Origin of the sequence: Serratia sp. JSRIV006, assembly GCF_019968685.1 — a bacterium.
In the GTDB taxonomy this organism is placed as follows: Bacteria; Pseudomonadota; Gammaproteobacteria; order Enterobacterales; family Enterobacteriaceae; genus Chania; species Chania fonticola_B.
In genome coordinates this window covers 3619601-3638726 of the sequence record NZ_CP074137.1, presented here as the reverse complement: position 1 = coordinate 3638726, position 19126 = coordinate 3619601, and the positions used below count along the sequence as shown (strand labels likewise).

Genomic DNA, 19126 nt, shown 5'->3' with positions numbered 1-19126 from the left:
GACGGTCGACTACTCCGCCAAGCCTAATCCTGTAAACGTGATAACCTTATAAGGCAGGGCAGTAAGCATTACCAATGCCGTGTAACTGATTTTTGGTGTTTTCATTTTAATGGTTTTGTCTGACCATTCTCTTTATGTCGAGGCTGTTATGCATATCACTTTGCGCCAACTGGAAGTTTTTACCGAGGTGCTGAAAAGCGGATCCACCACTCAGGCCTCAGTGGTATTGGCTTTATCACAATCGGCAGTCAGCGCGGCGCTGGCCGATCTGGAAGGGCAACTGAAGGTGTTGTTGTTCGATCGCGTGGGTAAACGCCTGGTGATCAACGAACATGGCCGCTTGCTATACCCCAAAGCGCTGGCTCTGTTGGAGCAGGCTGGGGAAATTGAACAACTGTTCCTGCATGACAGCGGCGCGTTACGCATCGCCGCCAGCAGCACCATCGGCAACTATATGCTGCCAGAGATGATCGCCCACTATCGCAAAGATTTTCCTGCTACAGCGTTGGAACTGAACGTGGGCAATAGTCAGGAGGTGATTGTTGCGGTAGCCGATTTTCGTGTCGATTTGGGGCTGATCGAAGGGCCGTGCCACATGCCTGAGTTGGTCACCCAGCCGTGGCTTGAAGATGAACTGGTGGTGTTTGCCGCGCCGGATAACCCATTGTTACAGCAACCGGTGACCCTGGCAACGCTGGCCAGCGCCCCTTGGATCCTGCGGGAGCGGGGGTCTGGCACCCGTGAAGTACTGGACCATCTGCTGTTGGCGCACCTGCCAAACTTCCAGTTGGTGATGGAGTTGGGCAACTCGGAAGCGATCAAGCATGCAGTGCGCCACGGCATCGGCATCAGTTGCCTGTCACGTCGCGTAGTGGAAGAACAGTTGGCTAGCGGTGTATTGGTGGAACTGAGCATCCCTCTACCGCCATTGATGCGCACGTTGTATCTGATCCATCATCGGCAAAAACACATTTCCAATGCGCTACAGCGTTTCTTGAGCTATTGCGTTGGGCAAAAACCGGACAAGATCGCATAAAGTCATCATTAGGGCCGCTGCTAATAATTGGCGGCGGATTATGAAGCTATCTTATATCAGGGCAATGTTACTAGTTCGCTGGCGGGTATTTGTTACAATCCGGCCCTCATTTTTGACGAGCAGATAGGGTAAGAATGGCTCAGCAGGATATAAAAACAGCGGGGCAGAAAGCACCCGGATTACGCCGCGAGCTGAAAGCGCGGCATTTAACCATGATTGCCATTGGCGGTTCCATCGGTACCGGCCTGTTTGTTGCCTCTGGCGCAACGGTTTCCCAGGCAGGCCCAGGCGGCGCGTTACTCTCCTATGCATTGATTGGTCTGATGGTGTATTTCCTGATGACCAGCCTGGGTGAGCTGGCGGCGTTTATGCCGGTTTCAGGATCGTTTTCCACCTATGGTGCCAAGTATGTTGAAGAAGGTTTCGGCTTTGCGCTGGGCTGGAACTACTGGTACAACTGGGCGGTGACCATTGCGGTCGACCTGGTAGCGTCACAGTTGGTGATGAACTATTGGTTCCCAGACACGCCAGGCTGGATCTGGAGCGCCCTGTTCCTTGGCCTGATGTTCTTGCTTAACTACATCTCGGTCAAAGGCTTCGGTGAAGCGGAATACTGGTTCTCGCTGATCAAGGTGAGCACGGTAATTATCTTTATCGTCCTTGGCGTACTGATGATCTTCGGTATCTTGAAGGGCGGTGAAAATGCCGGTTGGCATAACTGGACGATCGGCGATGCACCGTTTGCCGGTGGCTTCTCGGCCATGATTGGCGTGGCAATGATCGTCGGCTTCTCGTTCCAGGGCACCGAGCTGATCGGTATCGCGGCGGGCGAGTCGGAAGATCCGGGCAAGAACATTCCACGCGCAGTGCGTCAGGTGTTCTGGCGTATTCTGTTGTTCTATATCTTCGCGATCCTGATTATCAGCCTGATCATTCCTTATACCGATCCGAGCCTGTTACGCAATGACGTGAAAGACATCAGCGTCAGCCCGTTCACGCTGGTATTCGAACATGCTGGCCTGCTCTCTGCGGCGGCGGTGATGAACGCGGTGATCCTGACGGCGGTACTCTCTGCGGGTAACTCCGGGATGTATGCCTCAACCCGTATGCTGTTCACGCTGGCTTCGGAAGGTAAGGCGCCACGTATTTTCGCCAAGCTGTCAAAAGGTGGAGTGCCACGTAATGCGCTGTATGCCACCACCGTTGTAGCGGCGCTGTGCTTCCTTAGCTCGATGTTTGGTAATCAGTCCGTTTATCTGTGGCTGCTTAATACCTCGGGCATGACCGGCTTTATCGCCTGGTTGGGGATCGCCATCAGCCACTACCGTTTCCGTCGCGGCTATGTGATGCAAGGGAATAGCCTGAGCGATCTGCCGTATCAATCCGGTTTCTTCCCGTTGGGGCCAATGTTTGCCTTCGTGCTGTGCTTGATCATCACGCTGGGGCAGAACTATCAGGCCTTCCTGGCGGACCGTATCGACTGGTACGGCGTGACGGCAACCTACATCGGTATTCCACTGTTCCTGATTATCTGGTTCGGTTATAAGCTGACGCGCGGCACCAAAGTGGTGAAGTACAGCGAAATGGAATTCCCGAAATGGAACCCTGATAAGTAAGCGATTAGTTCTAGGCGCGGCGGGTTACCGCCGCGTTCTCCCCCCCTCAAAAATCCCCCCAGCTAAAAACCAAACAAAAAAAGGGCCGCACGATGGCAGCCCCTTGGTACAAACTCTGTTTGGCAATCAGAAGTTGTAAGTCATGCCCACGGTATAACGACGGCCATCCAGCGTGGTATTGTAGTGCTCGTAATCCACGGTTTTATCCAGAATGTTGTAAACCCCGCCGCTAAGCTGCAGGTTTTTCAGCGCCTGGTAACTCACCCCGGCATCAACAAAAGTATAGGATGGCGTGCTGACCGCCATGGAGGTGCGGCTCAGGTATTCCGAGGTTTCGCTGCGGAAGTTAACGCGTGACCACAGGCCGAGATCCTCGGTGGCTTGCCAATCCAGCACGCCATTGATCATGTGCTTCGGCATCTGGTTCAGCGCCTTGCCCTGGAACTCACCGCTCTTTTGTTCAGACTCGGTAAAGGTGTAGTTGGTGCTCAGCTTCCAGTCTTCGGTGATCTGCCAACCGGCGGTCACTTCGATACCACGCATATTGGCTTTATCCACGTTGACGCGGTCACTGACGAAATCATAGTGCTCGTCACCGATGGTGCAGGCCGGATCCTCTGAACTGTTACAGCGGCGAACTTCGGTGATTTTGTCTTTGAAATCGGTATTGTACAGGGTAATGCCTGCGTTCAGCCCCTGCTGGTTATCCCACAGGATGCCGACCTCTTCACTGATGCTTTTCTCTGGCTTCAGATTCGGGTTACCCACGATGATGCCGTTGCTCACGCCACCGCCGGTGATCTGGCCCCAGTTGGCAGAGGACTGGCGCAGGTCCGGCGAGCGATAACCCGCAGAAACCCCGCCTTTCACGGTCCACATCTCTGTCAGGTGCCACACGCCGTACATGCGCGGTGTCCAGTGGCTGCCGTAGTTCTGATCGCGATCCATACGGATGCCAGTGGTCAGGCTAAAATCGTTGGTCAGCGCCCATTCATCTTCGGCGAACAGTGCCCAACTCCAGCGGGTCAGTTGGTCCAGACCGTCAGCCGCCTTAAGCTGGTTGCCACCGTCATTCAGTTTCTCGTAACGGTATTGCCCACCGAGGTTCAGCATGTGGGAACCAAGATCAAATTGGGTCTGGGTGTTGAAGATGGTGTTGTACAGCTTCATGTTGCGTCCGGGGTTATTGGTCTCTTCCCGCTGAACGTAGCTGGTGCTGTTACCAAAGTCGTAATAGCCGTTATGGGTGATCGAGTAGTTATTACGGGTATACAGGTTGTCGCTGGGGTTGTTCGGCGTACAAACGCCTTTTTTACATTTTTCTGCTGCTACGGACTTACCCGGCGTACTGTTACGATCTTGCAGGGAACGACCGATTTCGAAATCAAAATCGTTTTTCTCATCCGGCGTCAGGCTGAATACCGCCGTGCCGCTGCGCATACGCTGTTCGTTAAAGCCATTGGTAAAGTGGTCTTCCCCACGATGGGAGAACAGACCATTCACCCGCAGGCCAAGCAGCCCATCGATCAGCGGGCCAGAGGCGTAGGCGTTGGTCTGGTAAATATCACCGGAATCCCGGTCTTCCTGAATGGTGGCATCGCCTTGCAGGGAGCCAACCCAGTCTTTAGTGGTGGAGGTTTTGCGCGTGATGATGTTGATCACCCCACCCATGGCATCGGAGCCATAGAGAGAAGACATTGGCCCGCGTACCACTTCAATACGTTCAATAGCCTGCAATGGCGGCAGCCAACCTTGCTCGATACCGGCGTTGTCGCTGTTAGGGCGGGTGCCTCGGGTATCGACACGTTTACCATCGATCAGGATCAGCGTGTATTTAGAGGACATCCCACGAATGCTGATGTCGCTGCTGCTGGCACCGCCGGTTACCACCACGCCCGGCACGTCTTTCAACGCATCGGTGACGTCGCGGTACGCGCGGGTTTCCAACTGTTGGCGAGGGATCACCGATATGGTGGCCGGCGAGTCTTGAATTCTTTGCTGGAAACCGGAGGCGGTGACCACCATGGTATCTTCTGTTTGTGCCAGAGCGCTGCCGCTGGCGAGTGATGCGAGGATTAACGCGGTTAAAGTGTTATAGCTTGGCTTTTCCATGGGTTAAATATTCCCGTCCGAGGTCAACAGGTTTTCCTGTTAGTTGTTTGATTTAAAAGAATATGTTTTCACGCTGCCGCGAGAATTTTCGTTGCGTGAGGAAAACGTCAGGCCATTGTAAGGAAATCGTCATGAATGTAAATACAAATGATAACAACTATCATTTGTATATTTGTTCGGTAATATATTAAAACCCGAGGAAAAGGGGGGATAGCCCGGCGCAGCGCGGTGGTGCGCCGGGTGGATTAGCGTTTTTGGATGTAGGTGATCGCCAGTGCCAATGCCAGCACCAGCCCTTTAATGATATCCATAGCGTAGTAGGGCACGGAGAGCATCACCAAGCCGTTTTGCAATACGCCCAGGATAATCGCGCCAACCAGGGTACCCAGCGCATTAGGTTTGCCGGAGCCCGCCAGGGAGAAACCGATATAGGCCGCCGCTACCGCATCCATCAGGTAACCGCCTCCGGCGTTAACCTGTGAGGAACCGATACGTGACGCCAGCAAAATGCCGCCAAGGCCCGCCAGCAGCGAAGAAAGCAGGTATGCGGTAACCCTGTAACGTACCGTGCGGATACCGGAAAGCCGGGCGGCCTCCGGGTTACCGCCGATGGCATACATCCGGCGGCCATGCTTGGTCAGCGACAGGAAAAGCTGCATGATCACCGTCACCGCCAGCATAATCAGCACGATCACCGGCACCTGCCCCAGAGAGGAAAACACCTCTGGGATCATGCCTTCGGCCATATCCCCGTTTGGCAGCACCATATTCTGGGTGATGGAGCCGCCGTAGCTGTAGGTCATGGCCACGCCCTGGATAACGAACAGGCTGGCGAGCGTGGCGAGCATATCGGGGATCTTTAGCACCACGATCAAAAAGGCATTGAACAGGCCGACCAGCGTACACAGCAGCAGCGTTAGCACAATGGCACCGGTAGTGCCGAAGCCGTACCAGGCAAACAACGAAATCACTAACGCATTAGCCAACGACGCCGTAGAACCGACGGAGAGATCGAAGCCGCCCACCGAGAGTGAGATCGACACGCCAATGGCAATCACCGTCACGATGGCGATCGAACGCAGAATGTTGATGATGTTGTTGGCTTCGAGGAAATTGTCGGAAGCCAGGCCAAACAGCGCGATCAAGGCGACAACGGTGAGCAACATCCCCCATTTATACAAAAACTCAAACAGCTGGTGGCGCCAGGGCAGAACGCTTTTCAGGGACAATGCTTTACTCACGCAGGAGTTCCTCCGGTGGAATACAGTAACAGGGTTTCTTCATCAATATCGGCGGCGTTGAGCTCCGCGACTACGCGGCCATCCCATAACACGCAGATGCGATCGCACAGGCCCACCAGCTCGGAAAACTCGCCGGAAGCATAGATAATGCCTTTGCCGTCACGAGCCAAACCGTCGATCAGCCGGAACAGATCCTGTTTGGCCTTGATATCTACGCCTTTGGTGGGTTCGTCAAAGATCAGCACCTCGGCGTTGCCACGTAACCATTTGCCGATCGCCACTTTTTGCTGATTGCCGCCCGACAGGCGGGCCAGCTTTTGCTGTGGGCCGGAGGCCCGTACGCCAAGCCGTTGCATTATCTCTAAGGCCCAGCGCAGTTCCTGGCGGCGGCTGAACAGGCTCCAGCGGGAGAAGCTATCATCGGCACTGACGCTCAGGTTCATTGGGACGGCTTCGTGGATAAAAATGCCCTCCTTGCGGCGCTCTTCCGGCACCAGCGCCAGGCCTTGTTCTACCGAAAGATGCGGTGAATGCGGTGCCCAAGGTTTGCCGCGCAGCTCTCCCTGCGTCAATTTACTGGGGGTTGCGCCGAACAACGCTTTGCAAAGCTCGGTTTTTCCTGCGCCCGCCAGCCCGGCAATGCCTAGGATCTCCCCTTGATGCAGGGTTAAAGAAACGTCACGCAGTTTATGGCGATCGTGCAATCCCTCTACCCGCAGCAACGGGCGCGAGCCGTGCTGTGGGCGCGGGGCCGGGAAGATATCGTCCAGCGAATGGCCCAGCATTTTTTCGACGATCTGTTCACCGCTCAGGCCCTGCATGCTGCTTTCACCGGCATGGCGACCGTCGCGCAGGACCGTCAAATGATCACAGACGGTTTTCAATTCGTGGATACGATGGGAAATAAACACGATGCCGATGCCTTCGGCGCGCAGGCGGCGCACGATGTGGAACAGGCGTTCGCTCTCATTGCTGTCCAGCGGAGCCGTCGGCTCATCAAGCACCAGAAAACGGCAGCGGTGGGATAGCGCCCGAGCTAGCAGCACCTGCTGTTTCTCCGCCAACGTACAGGCTTCCAGGCGTTGGCGTGGGTTGATATTCAGCCCAAGCTGCTGCAACAGCGCGGCAGCCTGGCGATGCAACTGCCGCCAGTTCAGCAGATGGCCCGGCTGATTGAGCCAGTCCAGCATGATGTTTTCCGCGACGGACAGCGTGGGGATCAGCGCTACATCCACCTCCTGCTGCACCACCTGGATCCCGTGCTGGCGGGCCTGCAGCGGCGAATGAATATCGACCTTTTGGCCGTCGATAAAAATTTCACCCTGGTAATGGTTATGCGCGCCGGAGAGAATGCCCATCAGCGTGGATTTGCCCGCGCCGTTGGCTCCCACCAGCGCATGGGTTGAACCGCCTTGCAGCGTAAAATCGACGTTTTGCAGAGCGTTGAACCCGGCAAAGGCGATGGAGATATTGCGCATCTCCAGGCGTGAAGCGGTATTGGTCGGCATAGTTTGGCTGAAGACGTTGCGCCCCTCGTGTTTCAAATCGCGGCGTGGTGGCGGCAACGTGAAATTCATTTGGATGTATAGACGGCTAAAGAAACTCTTTTGTAACATGAATTGCCATTTTTGCAACATGCAAAATGGCATAACGTAGATAAAAAGCGGGATCAGAACCCTAAGCGATCGCGCAGGGCATAGTAGGCGGCACCTAGGGCGGTAAATGGCACCCGTAAATGGCGGCCACCGAAGAACGGCAAATGGGGGAGTTGAGCGAATGCGTCAAAGCGTTCCGCGTCGCCGCGCAGCACTTCGGCAATCAGTTTGCCTGCCAGATGGGTCAAGGTCACGCCGTGGCCGCTGTCGCCTTGCAGGTAGTAAACGTTATTTTCCAGGCGGCCAAACTGTGGCATGCGCGACAGGGTCAGCAGGAAATTGCCGGTCCAGCGGTAATCGATGCGCACCTTCTTCAACTGCGGGAAGGTTTTGAGCATCAAGGGCCGGATCCTGGCTTCGATATCTGCTGGATCCTGTGCGCCATAGACCACGCCACCGCCGTATAACAAACGGTTGTCTGCCGTCAGGCGAAAGTAATCCAGCAGATAGTTGCAGTCTTCAACGCAGTAATTATCGGGCAGCAGCGATAGAGCCATATCCGCAGATAAAGGTTCGGTGGCGATGATTTGCGAGCCGCAGGGCATACTCAGGCGGCCGAGGCGGGGTTCCAGCTTTTCCCCCAGATAGGCGTTGCCTGCCAGGATCACCAAGCTTGCGCTGACGGAGCCAAGAGCAGTGTGTAGTGTGGCGGGCTGACCATAATCGATATGGGTGACCGCCGATTGTTCAAACAGCCGCCCGCCGTGGCGGCGTACCGCTTCGGCTTCACCCAGCGCCAGATTTAACGGATGCAAATGGCCACCTTGGCGATCCAGCAGCCCGCCGACATAGCGTTCGCTGGCCACGGTGCGGCGCATGGTTTCCCCGTCCAGCAGTTCCAGTTGCTGGTGGCCATAACGCTGCCAATGCGCCATTTTTTCCGTTAGCGCGTTAAATTGTTTGGTGGTTAAGGCGGCAGAAACCGCTCCGGGGCGATAGTCACAGGCGATGGCGTAGCGATCGATACGCTGGCGAATGATCTCCGCCCCTTCAAACATCATGCTGCCGAGCATGGCTGCAGTTTGCTGGCCGTAGCGAGCCTCGATCACATCGATATCGCGGCTGTAGGAGTTCACCACCTGCCCACCGTTGCGCCCACTGGCTCCCCAACCGATGCGGGCGGCTTCCAGCACCACCACGTCGTAACCGGCCTCGGTCAGGTGCAGGGCGCTGGAGAGGCCGCTAAAACCGCCACCGACGATGCAGACATCGCAGCGGATAGCCTCGTTCAACTGGGGATAAGGAGCATGGGGGTTGGCGCTGGCGGCATAATAGCTGGCAACATGTTCCATCATCACTCCTCCGGCGGGTCTTGTCAGAAGGTGGTTGGGGTATGCGCGCTGACGATCTTGCAAACGCGCGTTGAGGTATTGCTGAAGCTGTGGGGCATGCCGGTGTTGATGGCATAGCTCTGGCCAGCGGTCAGCAGATAGGTCTGGCCATTGACCGTCAGCATGATCTCTCCTTCCAGTAGCGTGCCGATCTCTTCGCCTTGATGTTTGATCTTCTCACCGGTGGTGGTGCCCGGTTGATAAGTCTCCAGCATCATGGCCAGGCTGCGGGTAGGGCTGCCGTTATGCACCAGCTTCATCGAAACGCCCTGGCTGCCGATCTCGATCAGATCGTCCGGCTCGATCACCACTTTGGGTTCATCTGGCCGTTCAGGTTCAGCAAAAAATTCAGACAGCGATAGCCCATAGACCTTCAGCAGTTTCTGCAGCGTACTAATGGCAGGGCTGACTTTGTCCTGCTCAATGGTGCTGATGGCGCTGTGGGTTAATCCGGACAGTTCGGCGACCCTGCGCTGTGACAAACCCAAGTGCTGACGGATCTGCGACAGGCGCTTGCCTGGTGCCAAGCTGACTTCGCTCATAGCGGTAGTTCCTTCTGATAGGAGCGACAGGTTGGGATCAAACCCGGAGCCGGGTACCTGTCTGAGTGATATCGAAACCACATGATATCGGTAGTTGGGCGGCCATTGTAAAATATATTGCCCATGTTTCCCCCTGGTCTGGCGGAAGAAATTCTGTACCAACAAAGCGCAAACAACGCCTTTTCGGTCAATATTTTATCAATTTAGCAGTCCATGGCGAATAATCAAACGCCATTGTAACATTTGCAAACCATTTATGTTAAAGCTATGTTTCATATTATGGGTGTTATTTTGAGCGCCAGCCTGTGGCGCACTCTACAGAGAAATCAGACCATGTGTTAAGTCAATCGGCAAGCGGATGCGAAGGCATTCCCAAGAGCACAACGGCAGGTGATGTATGCAAACCAATAGCGCAGTAGTAGAAGATTTTGCACAGCATAATGAAGAAAGGCGAAGTAGCGCGTTCCAAAGTGAGGTTGCTCACTATTTGGAACGCCACCCTGCCACGCAGTATATCGATATCCTTCTCACCGATCTCAATGGTTCCTTCCGCGGTAAACGCATTCCCGTCTCCGGGCTGAAAAAAGTTGAAAAAGGCTGCTATTTCCCCGCTTCGGTGTTCGCTATGGACATTTTGGGCAACGTGGTGGAAGAGGCTGGGTTGGGGCAGGAACTGGGCGAGCCGGATCGGATCTGCATGCCCGTGCCCGGTACGCTGACGCCGTCGGCGGCGGATCCGCAACATATCGGTCAGGTGCTGCTGACCATGCTGGATGAAGATGGTACTCCCTTTGACGTTGAACCCCGCAATGTACTGAACCGAATATGGCAGGCGTTGCGCCAGCGCGGACTGTTCCCGGTGGTAGCGGTAGAGCTGGAGTTTTATCTCATCGATCGACAGCGAGACTCGGAAGGTTATCTGCAGCCGCCGTGCGCACCTGGCACCCAGGAGCGCAACGTACAGAGCCAAGTCTATTCGCTGGATAACCTCAACCATTTTGCTGGGGTGCTCAACGACATCGACACATTGGCACAGATGCAAGGGCTACCGGCGGATGGCGCGGTGGCTGAAGCTTCCCCCGGCCAGTTCGAGGTGAACCTGAATCATACCGACAACGTGCTGCAAGCCTGCGATCATGCGCTGGCGCTGAAGCGGTTGGTGCGCCAAGTGGCCGAACATCACCATATGCATGCCACCTTTATGGCGAAACCTTATGAGGATTACGCGGGAAGTGGCATGCACGTCCATCTCAGCGTGGTAGACAGTGCGGGGAAAAACCTGTTTGCCGAAGCGGATGGCGAAGACTCGGCGCTGCTTAAGCGGACATTAGCCGGGATGATCGCCTTGATGCCCGCATCGATGGCGGTGCTGGCGCCCAACGTGAATGCGTTCCGCCGTTTCCAGCCGGGGATGTATGTGCCGGTCCAGGCGTCCTGGGGGCATAACAACCGTACCGTGGCGTTACGTATTCCCTGTGGCGATGCGCAGAACCACCGCGTGGAGTACCGCGTTGCCGGTGCCGATGCCAACCCTTATCTGGTGGTGGCGACTATCCTGGCGGGGATGCTGTACGGGCTGGACACCGAATTACCGCTGCCTGAGCCAGTGACCGGCAACGGTTTGGAACAGGAGGGGCTACCGTTCCCGATCCGCCAAAGCGATGCCCTGTACGAATTCGAGCATCAGCATGAACTGACGCACTACCTCGGCGAACGCTTTTCACAGGTTTATCACGCCTGCAAAATGGGGGAACTGATGCAGTTTGAACGGTTGGTGACGGAAACCGAGATCGACTGGATGCTGAAAAATGCCTGATATCAGGTACCCTGATGGCAATGAAGGGCGTTTTTCCTGATATTAAGCAAAAGAATTTGTATTAGAAGGTTTCAGGATCTTGTCTTTCTGCGATCTTATGGCAAAATACGCGAAATGCAGATAGCCGACGTTTTAACGCGTCGGTTATTTTTTTTGCATTATGTTCTACCAACGTGCGTTTCATACATCAAGCGAGGCCGGACATCGAGCCGGATAGATAAATAGGTTCGTCGCGATCAACCAAAACTTTATGGTCGTGACTCATGAGGATAAGAAAGATGGGGCAATTTTTCACCTTGGCACCGGTGCACGCCGGTTTCCGTTGCGGTCGCAGCGATTATGGAGCAACACAGGCTATTGTGCCTAGTTATCCAGCTTCCCTCATCCCCCTTTTAGAATTCAGTCGCACGTTGCGAAGTTTCCCCGCAACCTTGAGTCTTGGCGTGTCTATTATCCGCAAGACTGAAGGTAAGGGGGGGCTACGCGATGTCCGATAACATCATCACCGCCGCACCCGCTGCCGGCCAACGCGCCCAACTGCGTAAAACACTGACTTTAGTCCCGGTCGTCATGATGGGTCTGGCCTATTTGCAGCCCATGACCATCTTTGACACCTTCGGCATCGTTTCCGGCCTGACCGACGGTCACGTCGCGACCGCGTACGCCTTTGCTCTGCTGGCGATCCTGTTTACCGCCCTGAGCTACGGCAAACTGGTGAAGAAATTCCCTTCCGCCGGTTCTGCCTATACCTATGCCCAGAAAGCCATTAGCCCGCACGTCGGCTTTATGGTGGGTTGGTCATCACTGCTGGACTACCTGTTCATGCCGATGATCAACATCCTGTTGGCAAAAATTTACCTGGAAGCCATTTTCCCGGGTGTGCCTTCGTGGATCTTCGTTGCGGCCCTGGTTGGGCTGATGACGGCGTTCAACCTGCGTGGCATCAAGCTGGTGGCCAACCTGAACTCCATAATCGTGGTGGTACAGGTGGCAATCATGATCGTGTTCCTGGGCCTGGTCATTAACGGTATCTCCCACGGTGAAGGCGCCGGTACGCTGGTGAGCAGCCGTCCGTTCTGGTCTGACAACGCGCACGTGGTGCCGATGATCACCGGTGCGACCATTCTGTGCTTCTCGTTCCTCGGCTTTGACGGCATCAGCTCGTTATCCGAAGAAACCAAAGATGCAGAAAACGTGATCCCGAAAGCCATCTTCCTGACGGCCTTGATCGGCGGCGTGATCTTTATCGTGGTGTCGTACTTCGTGCAGCTGTACTTCCCGGATATCTCGCGCTTCAAAGATCCTGATGCGTCACAGCCGGAAATCATGCTGTATGTGGCTGGCAAGTTCTTCCAGTCGGTGATCCTGGTGTTCTCATGCGTAACCGTACTGGCTTCCGGTATGGCATCTCACGCGGGTGTTTCCCGCCTGATGTACGTCATGGGCCGTGATGGCGTATTCCCGGAGCGTTTCTTCGGTTATGTGCATCCAAAATGGCGTACTCCGGCGCTGAACGTGCTGCTGGTCGGTGCGATTGCGCTGTCTGCCGTTTCGTTCGATCTGGTCACGGCTACGGCACTGATCAACTTTGGCGCACTGATTGCGTTCACCTTCGTTAACCTGTCGGTGATCTCACAGTTCTACATTCGCGAGAAACGTAACCGTACGCTGAAAGACACCTTCAACTACCTGATCCTGCCGGTGTTGGGGGCGTTAACCGTCGGTGCATTGTGGGTCAACCTGGAAGTCAGTTCCATGACGCTGGGTCTGGTCTGGGCGGCGATTGGTCTGCTGTATCTGACGTTTGTCACCCGTAGCTTCAGCCTGCCGGTGCCACAAGCAAGCGAAGACGTGGCTTAATCCATTCTTCTGCTTCGCGATAGCAAAAAGGGTTCCACATGTTGGAACCCTTCAGACTGATGACGAACCCCATTATTTTGATGGGGTTCGTTTGTTTTTAGCGACCGTAGGTCGCGATCGCGATATTTTCACACCACACTGCTTTTTGCTTTTTCTGAGTGCCTCTATGGGGCTCCTGTCCTTCCATAAGCCCTTTCAGCCACTTATAAACAGCATAAAGAAGCGCCAGCAGCGCCATCTTCTTCATATTTTGCGCTGTCGCCGCAAGCAGACACTGCATCTGCACTTTCGACAGACCGCGGAACCGCGCATATCGATGCCCATGGTGCTGTTTCGCATCCGCGAAGCTTCTTTCAACCGTTTCTTTGCGCCGCGCATACACCTTCTTGCCCCATTTCGTCAGTCGCAACCTGTTCGCTTCCTCTTTCGCCCCTTCCCATACGTGCCGCGTTATCGTTTTCTGTGCTTTGCTGTTCTGCGTGCATTGCCCTCTCTGCTCGCACCGCTGGCACACTGCCGGCTCTGAACGATAATGCCGATAGCCGTTGCGGTCCGTTGTGCCGTATATCAGGAGTTCCTCCGCCGGACACACATACACATCACGCGCCTCGTCATACCTGAAGTGCTTTTTCTGGAAGTCATTCAGCCCTTTGTATGGCCTGCGATAACCCGGTACCAACGCGATACTCATCTCCTGCGTCAGATGGCACACCGCCGAGGTAAAATAACCCGCATCCACACCCACGGCGACCGTATCAAGGTTGAACCGCTCCACCTGCCGTGCCAGCCTGCCAATGAACGGCTGGCTATCGTGCACATTGCCCGGCGTGACATGGGTATCCATGATGATGCCGTGCTTGCCGTCCACCGAGCGGTGGTCCAGATAGAAGAAGCCCTTTGGCTTGTTGTCCCGGTGCATAAAGCCGCTTTCTGGGTCGGTGATGCTGACTTTGGTGTTTTTAACGGCGTCGTTTTTGGTTGTTTTTCTTGCGGCGGGCAGCGGCTTTTTTTCGCGTTTCTTCCTGTCGGCCTCCACGGCATCATTCAACTGTGTGAAGTATTCACTGACGCCTTCAGGGCGCAGTTCATTCACGGCCTTGCGCGGGTTGGCATCGGCTTTCAGGTGGGTGCTGTCGGTGTAGAGCACACGTCCGTTTGCCATCCCCTGACCCAGAGCCTGTAACACGATATGGTCAAAAATCTGCTGGAAGACATCGCTGTTGTTGAAGCGACGAATGCGGTTCTGGCTCAGGGTTGAGGCGTCGGGGACCTTCTCGGTCAGCCCCATACGCAGGAACCAGCGGTAAGCGACATTGACCTGGATTTCCTTGACCAGACGGCGCTCTGAGGGGACACCGAAGAGGTAGCCCAACAGCATCATTTTAATCAGGCGAACGGGGTCGATTGCGGGTCTGCCATTATCGGGGCAATAAAGGTGAGCAACGGCATCGCGGATAAATTCAAAATCAATGGCGGCATCGATTTTACGGACCAGATGGTCTTCGGGAACCAGTTCATCAAGGGTAATGGTTTCAAACTGGTACTGATGGGGAGAAGGTTCTTTGAGCATGGCAGTCAGTCCGTTTTTTGCACTGACCTTATTAGATCAAAGTCCTGGCCTCACGGCCAGGACTTTGTCAGCAGTCTCAAGGGTTCCACATGTTGGAACCCTTTTTATTTGCTTGAAGAAATGTAATGCCACTCAGTGAGAAGGTGTGTTGAGGCTACCCCACCAACTGTTTACCGTAATCAAACAGCGCTTTTAGCAGCGCCATCTTCTCTGTATCCCCTTCGTGCAGGTTGTACAGCGACTCCAGTTGCAAGATATAACTTTGCACCCGCTCGGCACTGAGCACCTCCTGGCGGTGCTGCAACCAACGGCGCTGCTCTGCGTCGTCCAGCGTATTGGGGTAGTTACGGGCCCGGAAGCGGAACAGCAGCTCTTTCATCCGGCCATCGCTGAAGGTCAAATCCAGCGCGGGTAAATTCTGCGGTTTGGTTTGCTGAATGATCCTCATCGCTGCTTTGTCGGCATCGCTGAAGAAACCGTCGTACAGTTTGGCATCCACATCATCGTTCGGGGTGAAAGGAGCAGCTTCGGCAAATAGGGCCACCACTTTTTCACGGATCTCCGGGTGTTGGCGCAGCACCTTCAGATTATCCAGACACGCCTGACGATCGATGCCTAGCCTGTCTGCGTTTTCTGGCAGCAACGTCTTGGCCGGAGCCAGCACCGGGCATTTATTGATATGCACCAGCTTGATCGGCACCGGGGCCTGATCGGCCGCCAATTGATCGCGGCGGGTGTAGAGGCGTTCTCGCAGCTCGTCGGCATTCAGTTCCAGCAGCGGGGTAATATCCCCTGCCAGATCGCACATAATCACCGCATTTTTATTGTCCGGGTGCCAGGCCAGGGGTGAAACCCAACTGGTGTTACCCCGTGCCGCGCCAAACATGCCGGAAACGTGCATTAACGGCGTCATTTCCGCGACATCGATCAGCGCATTGAGCTTGTGCTTGTTGCGGTGCTGTAACAGGTAGTCAAACAGCCTTGGCTGCGCCTGTTTGACCAGCTTGGCCATGGCGATGGTGGCATGCACATCGGACATCGCATCGTGAGCGTGTTCGTGTTCAACGCCGTTGGCACGCGTCAGATGTTCCAGACGGAAGCTGGGAAAGCCATCTTCATTTTCTGGCCAGATGATGCCTTCCGGGCGCAGGGCGTAGCAGGCCCGCATCACATCCAGCAGATCCCAGCGGGAATTGCCATTTTGCCAACTGTAGGCGTAAGGATCGTAGAAGCTGCGGTAAAAGATGTTGCGGCTGACTTCATCATCAAAGCGGATATTGTTGTAACCCAGAATGCAGGTGCCAGGGACGCTGAACGCTTCATGAATACGGCGGGCAAACTCGGCCTCGTTAACACCTTTGGCCAGCGCCTGCTGAGGCGTGATGCCGGTGATCATCACCGCTTCGGGGTCAGGCAGGTAGTCATCGGCTGGCGCACAGTAAAACACCTGCGGTTCTTCGATAATGTTGAAATCCATATCGGTACGCACCCCGGCAAACTGCGCCGGACGGTCCATTGACGGGCTTTTGCCGAAGGTTTCGTAGTCGTGGATGTAGAATGTGGCCGGTGCCTTGCTGCTCAAAGTCGCATCTCTTGTTGGCGTAGGGAATAGCCCTATTGTAACGGCGCGATCACCGATGCCAAGTATTGGTTAAGGCTTAACGTTAAATTGAGTGGCGCTGCGCAGTACGATAGAAGTTCAACCGTTGCTGAAAGTAGCCGCGTAGATGCGTGGGGACGTGCGTTTCGGCGCTTTCCCACTCGGCGGCGTAGCCGTAGCGTTCGCTATAAATAATTCTGAGTGCCAGCAAATCGGTTTGGATCTTTTCACGTTCTTGCTGGGGTAGGCCATCCAGTGGTCGTGGCATGTCTTTCTCCCTATTCGATAGCGCATAATATTTGGCTAAAGAGAATTTGTCGCTACCTCATTCAGGGCAGAACCTTCATAGCGCCTGTGCCAGAGTGGGGTGGTGCTTTACTGGCTTGATGCTCATCGCTTGTTCTTGCTGGCCATGATCGTGCTGATGATCCAATGATTTAGCATAGGTATACAGACCGCTAATCAGGGCAAGCCAGAATAGCGTGCAAACCGTTAATACAGCCAGCCAGACCTTTTGGTTGTAGCTCATGATAGCTCCTAAAAAGCGTATGGGATTAATCTGGTTAATTAAATCAGAGATAACATAAATGTTAATTAAACAAACGGAATGAAAGAGGCGTTGAGCTGTTACTCATTGTCTGTGAGTGTTTCAGGATATTCCTTAAGAGAATATTAATAGGGGTAGTTACGTAATCAGTTAATTTCTATTTACTTCTGGTTTATAAATATAGGCATACACTCCACCTCATTCAATGCAAATGTAGGTATGTAAGATGAAAACGTTACTGTTGACTGGAGCGACTGGCTTTCTCGGTGGTGCGGTGCTTGAAAAGTTACTGAAAGAAAATCAGAAGGTTAACTATCTATTATTGGTGCGTGCGGAAACAGAAGAGCAGGGCTTGAACCGTATTTTCACTAATATGGAAAAGTTCAATATAGATAAAAATATTCTGAATAAGCTCACTGTAGAGAATATTTTACTGGGTGACTTAAGCGAACCTGAATACTTTTTGTCTGACGCCCGCATTAACCAGGTAACCCATGTCGTTAACTGTGCCGCGGTGGCGTCATTTGGTAACAACCCCCTTATTTGGAAGGTTAACGTTGAAGGCACTCTGGCATTTGCGCAGCGAATGGCTCAGGTGGTTGGATTAAAACGTTTTCTGCATGTGGGCACGGCAATGTCTTGCTCACCTCAGGTGGGGTCGTTGGTGGCAGAAAGCGCCGAGTTTGAGGAAACCGCCGAACACTTGGTGGAATATACCCGCTCCAAATCGACCATCGAGCAACTGATGCGGCAAACCTGCCCACAGCTGCCGCTGGTGATCGCCCGGCCCTCGATCGTGGTGGGGCATACGCAGTTGGGTTGCAAACCCTCCAGCAGTATTTTCTGGGTATTCAGTATGGCGTTGATGTTGCGTAAGTTTATGTGTTCGCTGCAAGATAGTATCGATGTGATCCCGGTGGACTATTGCGCCGATGCGTTAGTGATGCTGCTTAACCGCGAGAGCTTGGATAACGATGTTTACCATATTTCGGCGGGGGAGGAGAGCAGCGTCAGTTTTGCAGATATCGATTATGCCATCGCCGCCGCATTAGAGGAGCCACCGGTGGGCGATCGCTATGCACAGGTCAGCTACGAAGCCCTGTTGCAAATGCGCAAACAGTTGAAGGATATCTTCGGGCCGTGCAATGAGCGCCTGATGTTGAAAGCGATGCGTCTGTACGGCTCCTTTGCCATGCTGAACGTGCGCTTTAGCAACGAAAAAATCCTCAAGCTGGGTATGCCTAAACCGCCGCGCTTTACCGATTATATTGGCCGCTGTGTGCAATCGACGCGTGGGTTGTCGATACCGCAGCAAATGGCGGTGGATTTTAAATAGAGGCTGAATGGTTGGTTACGGAGGGGCGCCGCATGCTGCGCCCGCTTCCAGGATCTTACCAGGAGGAGGAAGACCAGAATACCCGGCCCAGCACTACCAGTTGCTCTTTGCGCTGTGGATAGCTGAGCTGCTCATCCTGATACTCTTCCCGATTCAGAGAGCGGATGACCACGCCACCGTCGGGCTGCTCAATCAGGATCTTGACCCGTAACAGATTGCCGTGGCGGATGGCATAGGTTTTCCCTTCGCGGATGCGGGTATCGACGGTATTGATACCCACCACATCACCATCCTGCAATCGGGGTTCCATGCTGGAGCCGGAGATGCGGATAATGCGTGCCGCGTTCACCGGCACCCCCATCTTGTGCAGATAGTAGCGGCGGAAGATCAGCGAGAACTCTTCACTATCGACAATTTCGTAGCAGCCGTCACCGGCGGAGAAATCGATATCCAGCAATGGGATCTCCACAAACTCTTCCTTGTCCTGCTCGGTATCTTCCCATACCACGGGTTTGAGCCGTGCCGGTTGGAAATCCGATTCGGCTGCCACGTTGGCAAACGGCTGTTCCAGCGCCTTTTCATGGAATACATCGAACCAGCCTTTGGGCAAGCCGAGTTTGGCCTCAATGCGTCTGGCGAGGTTGTCGCCAAGGTTGCGGGAGGATTTTTCACCGGTGATCTGGCTCAGCGTTGGCGCAGAAGATCCCACCAGGATGGCGAACTCATTCTGGTTGGTGCCTTGCCGGGCGAAACGTGCCATCAGATCGCGCAGGTTGTTGCGCCTGATTTCTTTGGTTTCCATGGGCCGATGATCTCACTCTTTAGCAAAAAGGTAAATCCTTCGCCGCTAAAATCTTTAGCGCC

General features: G+C 54.4%; 15 protein-coding genes. 5 read left to right on the top strand and 10 right to left on the bottom strand.

The features are described 5' to 3' along the window. The first annotated feature begins 148 nt into the window (after positions 1-148). On the top strand, positions 149-1036 hold the full coding sequence (gene yieE / locus KGP16_RS16875) for a DNA-binding transcriptional regulator YeiE (protein ID WP_021805849.1): 888 nt from the start codon (positions 149-151) through the stop codon (positions 1034-1036). 134 nt (positions 1037-1170) lie between these two features. Continuing rightward, positions 1171-2652, top strand: coding sequence for an amino acid permease (locus tag KGP16_RS16870; RefSeq protein ID WP_021805848.1), 1482 nt, complete (start codon positions 1171-1173; stop codon positions 2650-2652). A gap of 126 nt (positions 2653-2778) precedes the next feature. On the opposite strand, the gene KGP16_RS16865 is transcribed toward KGP16_RS16870, so the two are convergent. From KGP16_RS16865 to puuR, 5 genes are all read right to left on the bottom strand, one after another. Continuing rightward, positions 2779-4764: a ligand-gated channel protein gene (locus KGP16_RS16865; RefSeq protein WP_094981622.1), complete on the bottom strand. Its 1986-nt coding sequence runs from the start codon at positions 4762-4764 to the stop codon at positions 2779-2781. A 245-nt stretch (positions 4765-5009) separates the two neighbouring features. Further along, positions 5010-6005, bottom strand: a complete 996-nt coding sequence (locus KGP16_RS16860; RefSeq protein ID WP_223500025.1) for an ABC transporter permease — start codon at positions 6003-6005, stop codon at positions 5010-5012. Beyond that, positions 6002-7513: a sugar ABC transporter ATP-binding protein gene (locus tag KGP16_RS16855; RefSeq protein ID WP_037375584.1), complete on the bottom strand. Its 1512-nt coding sequence runs from the start codon at positions 7511-7513 to the stop codon at positions 6002-6004. The genes KGP16_RS16860 and KGP16_RS16855 overlap by 4 nt, the downstream gene beginning before the upstream one ends. A gap of 161 nt (positions 7514-7674) precedes the next feature. After that, positions 7675-8955 (bottom strand): FAD-binding oxidoreductase, encoded by a 1281-nt coding sequence (locus KGP16_RS16850; protein ID WP_223500024.1) that lies wholly within the window; start codon positions 8953-8955, stop codon positions 7675-7677. A gap of 20 nt (positions 8956-8975) precedes the next feature. Continuing rightward, positions 8976-9533, bottom strand: a complete 558-nt coding sequence (gene puuR / locus KGP16_RS16845; protein WP_021805845.1) for an HTH-type transcriptional regulator PuuR — start codon at positions 9531-9533, stop codon at positions 8976-8978. Positions 9534-9930: 397 nt separating this feature from the next. Between puuR and KGP16_RS16840 the strand changes: the two genes are divergently transcribed. Then, the gene (locus tag KGP16_RS16840) at positions 9931-11349 is read left to right on the top strand and encodes a glutamine synthetase family protein (protein ID WP_094981620.1); all 1419 of its coding nucleotides are present in this window, start codon (positions 9931-9933) and stop codon (positions 11347-11349) included. Positions 11350-11835: 486 nt separating this feature from the next. Continuing rightward, the gene (locus KGP16_RS16835) at positions 11836-13209 is read left to right on the top strand and encodes an APC family permease (RefSeq protein WP_021805843.1); all 1374 of its coding nucleotides are present in this window, start codon (positions 11836-11838) and stop codon (positions 13207-13209) included. Between the two features lie 97 nt (positions 13210-13306). On the opposite strand, the gene KGP16_RS16830 is transcribed toward KGP16_RS16835, so the two are convergent. The 4 genes from KGP16_RS16830 to KGP16_RS16815 form a co-directional block, all read right to left on the bottom strand. Then, positions 13307-14779 (bottom strand): IS1182 family transposase, encoded by a 1473-nt coding sequence (locus KGP16_RS16830; protein ID WP_223500023.1) that lies wholly within the window; start codon positions 14777-14779, stop codon positions 13307-13309. 154 nt (positions 14780-14933) lie between these two features. Beyond that, positions 14934-16361 carry an exodeoxyribonuclease I gene (gene sbcB, locus KGP16_RS16825; RefSeq protein ID WP_223500021.1) on the bottom strand — a complete coding sequence of 476 codons (1428 nt, stop codon included), beginning with the start codon at positions 16359-16361 and terminating at the stop codon, positions 14934-14936. 82 nt (positions 16362-16443) lie between these two features. Beyond that, a complete protein-coding gene (locus tag KGP16_RS16820) occupies positions 16444-16647 on the bottom strand; it encodes a DNA polymerase III subunit theta (RefSeq protein ID WP_021805841.1) in 204 nt (67 codons plus the stop codon). A gap of 75 nt (positions 16648-16722) precedes the next feature. After that, positions 16723-16908, bottom strand: coding sequence for a hypothetical protein (locus KGP16_RS16815; protein WP_021805840.1), 186 nt, complete (start codon positions 16906-16908; stop codon positions 16723-16725). A 244-nt stretch (positions 16909-17152) separates the two neighbouring features. On the opposite strand from KGP16_RS16815, the gene KGP16_RS16810 reads away from it, so the two are divergent. Continuing rightward, positions 17153-18262 (top strand): SDR family oxidoreductase, encoded by a 1110-nt coding sequence (locus tag KGP16_RS16810; protein WP_021805839.1) that lies wholly within the window; start codon positions 17153-17155, stop codon positions 18260-18262. Positions 18263-18317: 55 nt separating this feature from the next. Here KGP16_RS16810 and KGP16_RS16805 read toward each other — a convergent pair whose 3' ends face one another. Next, positions 18318-19064, bottom strand: coding sequence for a helix-turn-helix transcriptional regulator (locus tag KGP16_RS16805; RefSeq protein ID WP_223500020.1), 747 nt, complete (start codon positions 19062-19064; stop codon positions 18318-18320). Between the last annotated feature and the right edge of the window lie 62 nt (positions 19065-19126).

Coding starts and splice junctions, on each gene's coding strand:
- yieE (WP_021805849.1), top strand. CDS start 149: ATGCATATCACTTTGCGCCAACTGGAAGTTTTTACCGAGGTGCTGAAA.
- puuR (WP_021805845.1), bottom strand. CDS start 9,533: ATGAGCGAAGTCAGCTTGGCACCAGGCAAGCGCCTGTCGCAGATCCGT.
- KGP16_RS16810 (WP_021805839.1), top strand. CDS start 17,153: ATGAAAACGTTACTGTTGACTGGAGCGACTGGCTTTCTCGGTGGTGCG.
- KGP16_RS16805 (WP_223500020.1), bottom strand. CDS start 19,064: ATGGAAACCAAAGAAATCAGGCGCAACAACCTGCGCGATCTGATGGCA.
- KGP16_RS16835 (WP_021805843.1), top strand. CDS start 11,836: ATGTCCGATAACATCATCACCGCCGCACCCGCTGCCGGCCAACGCGCC.
- KGP16_RS16850 (WP_223500024.1), bottom strand. CDS start 8,955: ATGATGGAACATGTTGCCAGCTATTATGCCGCCAGCGCCAACCCCCAT.
- KGP16_RS16865 (WP_094981622.1), bottom strand. CDS start 4,764: ATGGAAAAGCCAAGCTATAACACTTTAACCGCGTTAATCCTCGCATCA.
- KGP16_RS16830 (WP_223500023.1), bottom strand. CDS start 14,779: ATGCTCAAAGAACCTTCTCCCCATCAGTACCAGTTTGAAACCATTACC.
- KGP16_RS16870 (WP_021805848.1), top strand. CDS start 1,171: ATGGCTCAGCAGGATATAAAAACAGCGGGGCAGAAAGCACCCGGATTA.
- KGP16_RS16840 (WP_094981620.1), top strand. CDS start 9,931: ATGCAAACCAATAGCGCAGTAGTAGAAGATTTTGCACAGCATAATGAA.
- KGP16_RS16820 (WP_021805841.1), bottom strand. CDS start 16,647: ATGCCACGACCACTGGATGGCCTACCCCAGCAAGAACGTGAAAAGATC.
- KGP16_RS16855 (WP_037375584.1), bottom strand. CDS start 7,513: ATGCCGACCAATACCGCTTCACGCCTGGAGATGCGCAATATCTCCATC.
- KGP16_RS16815 (WP_021805840.1), bottom strand. CDS start 16,908: ATGAGCTACAACCAAAAGGTCTGGCTGGCTGTATTAACGGTTTGCACG.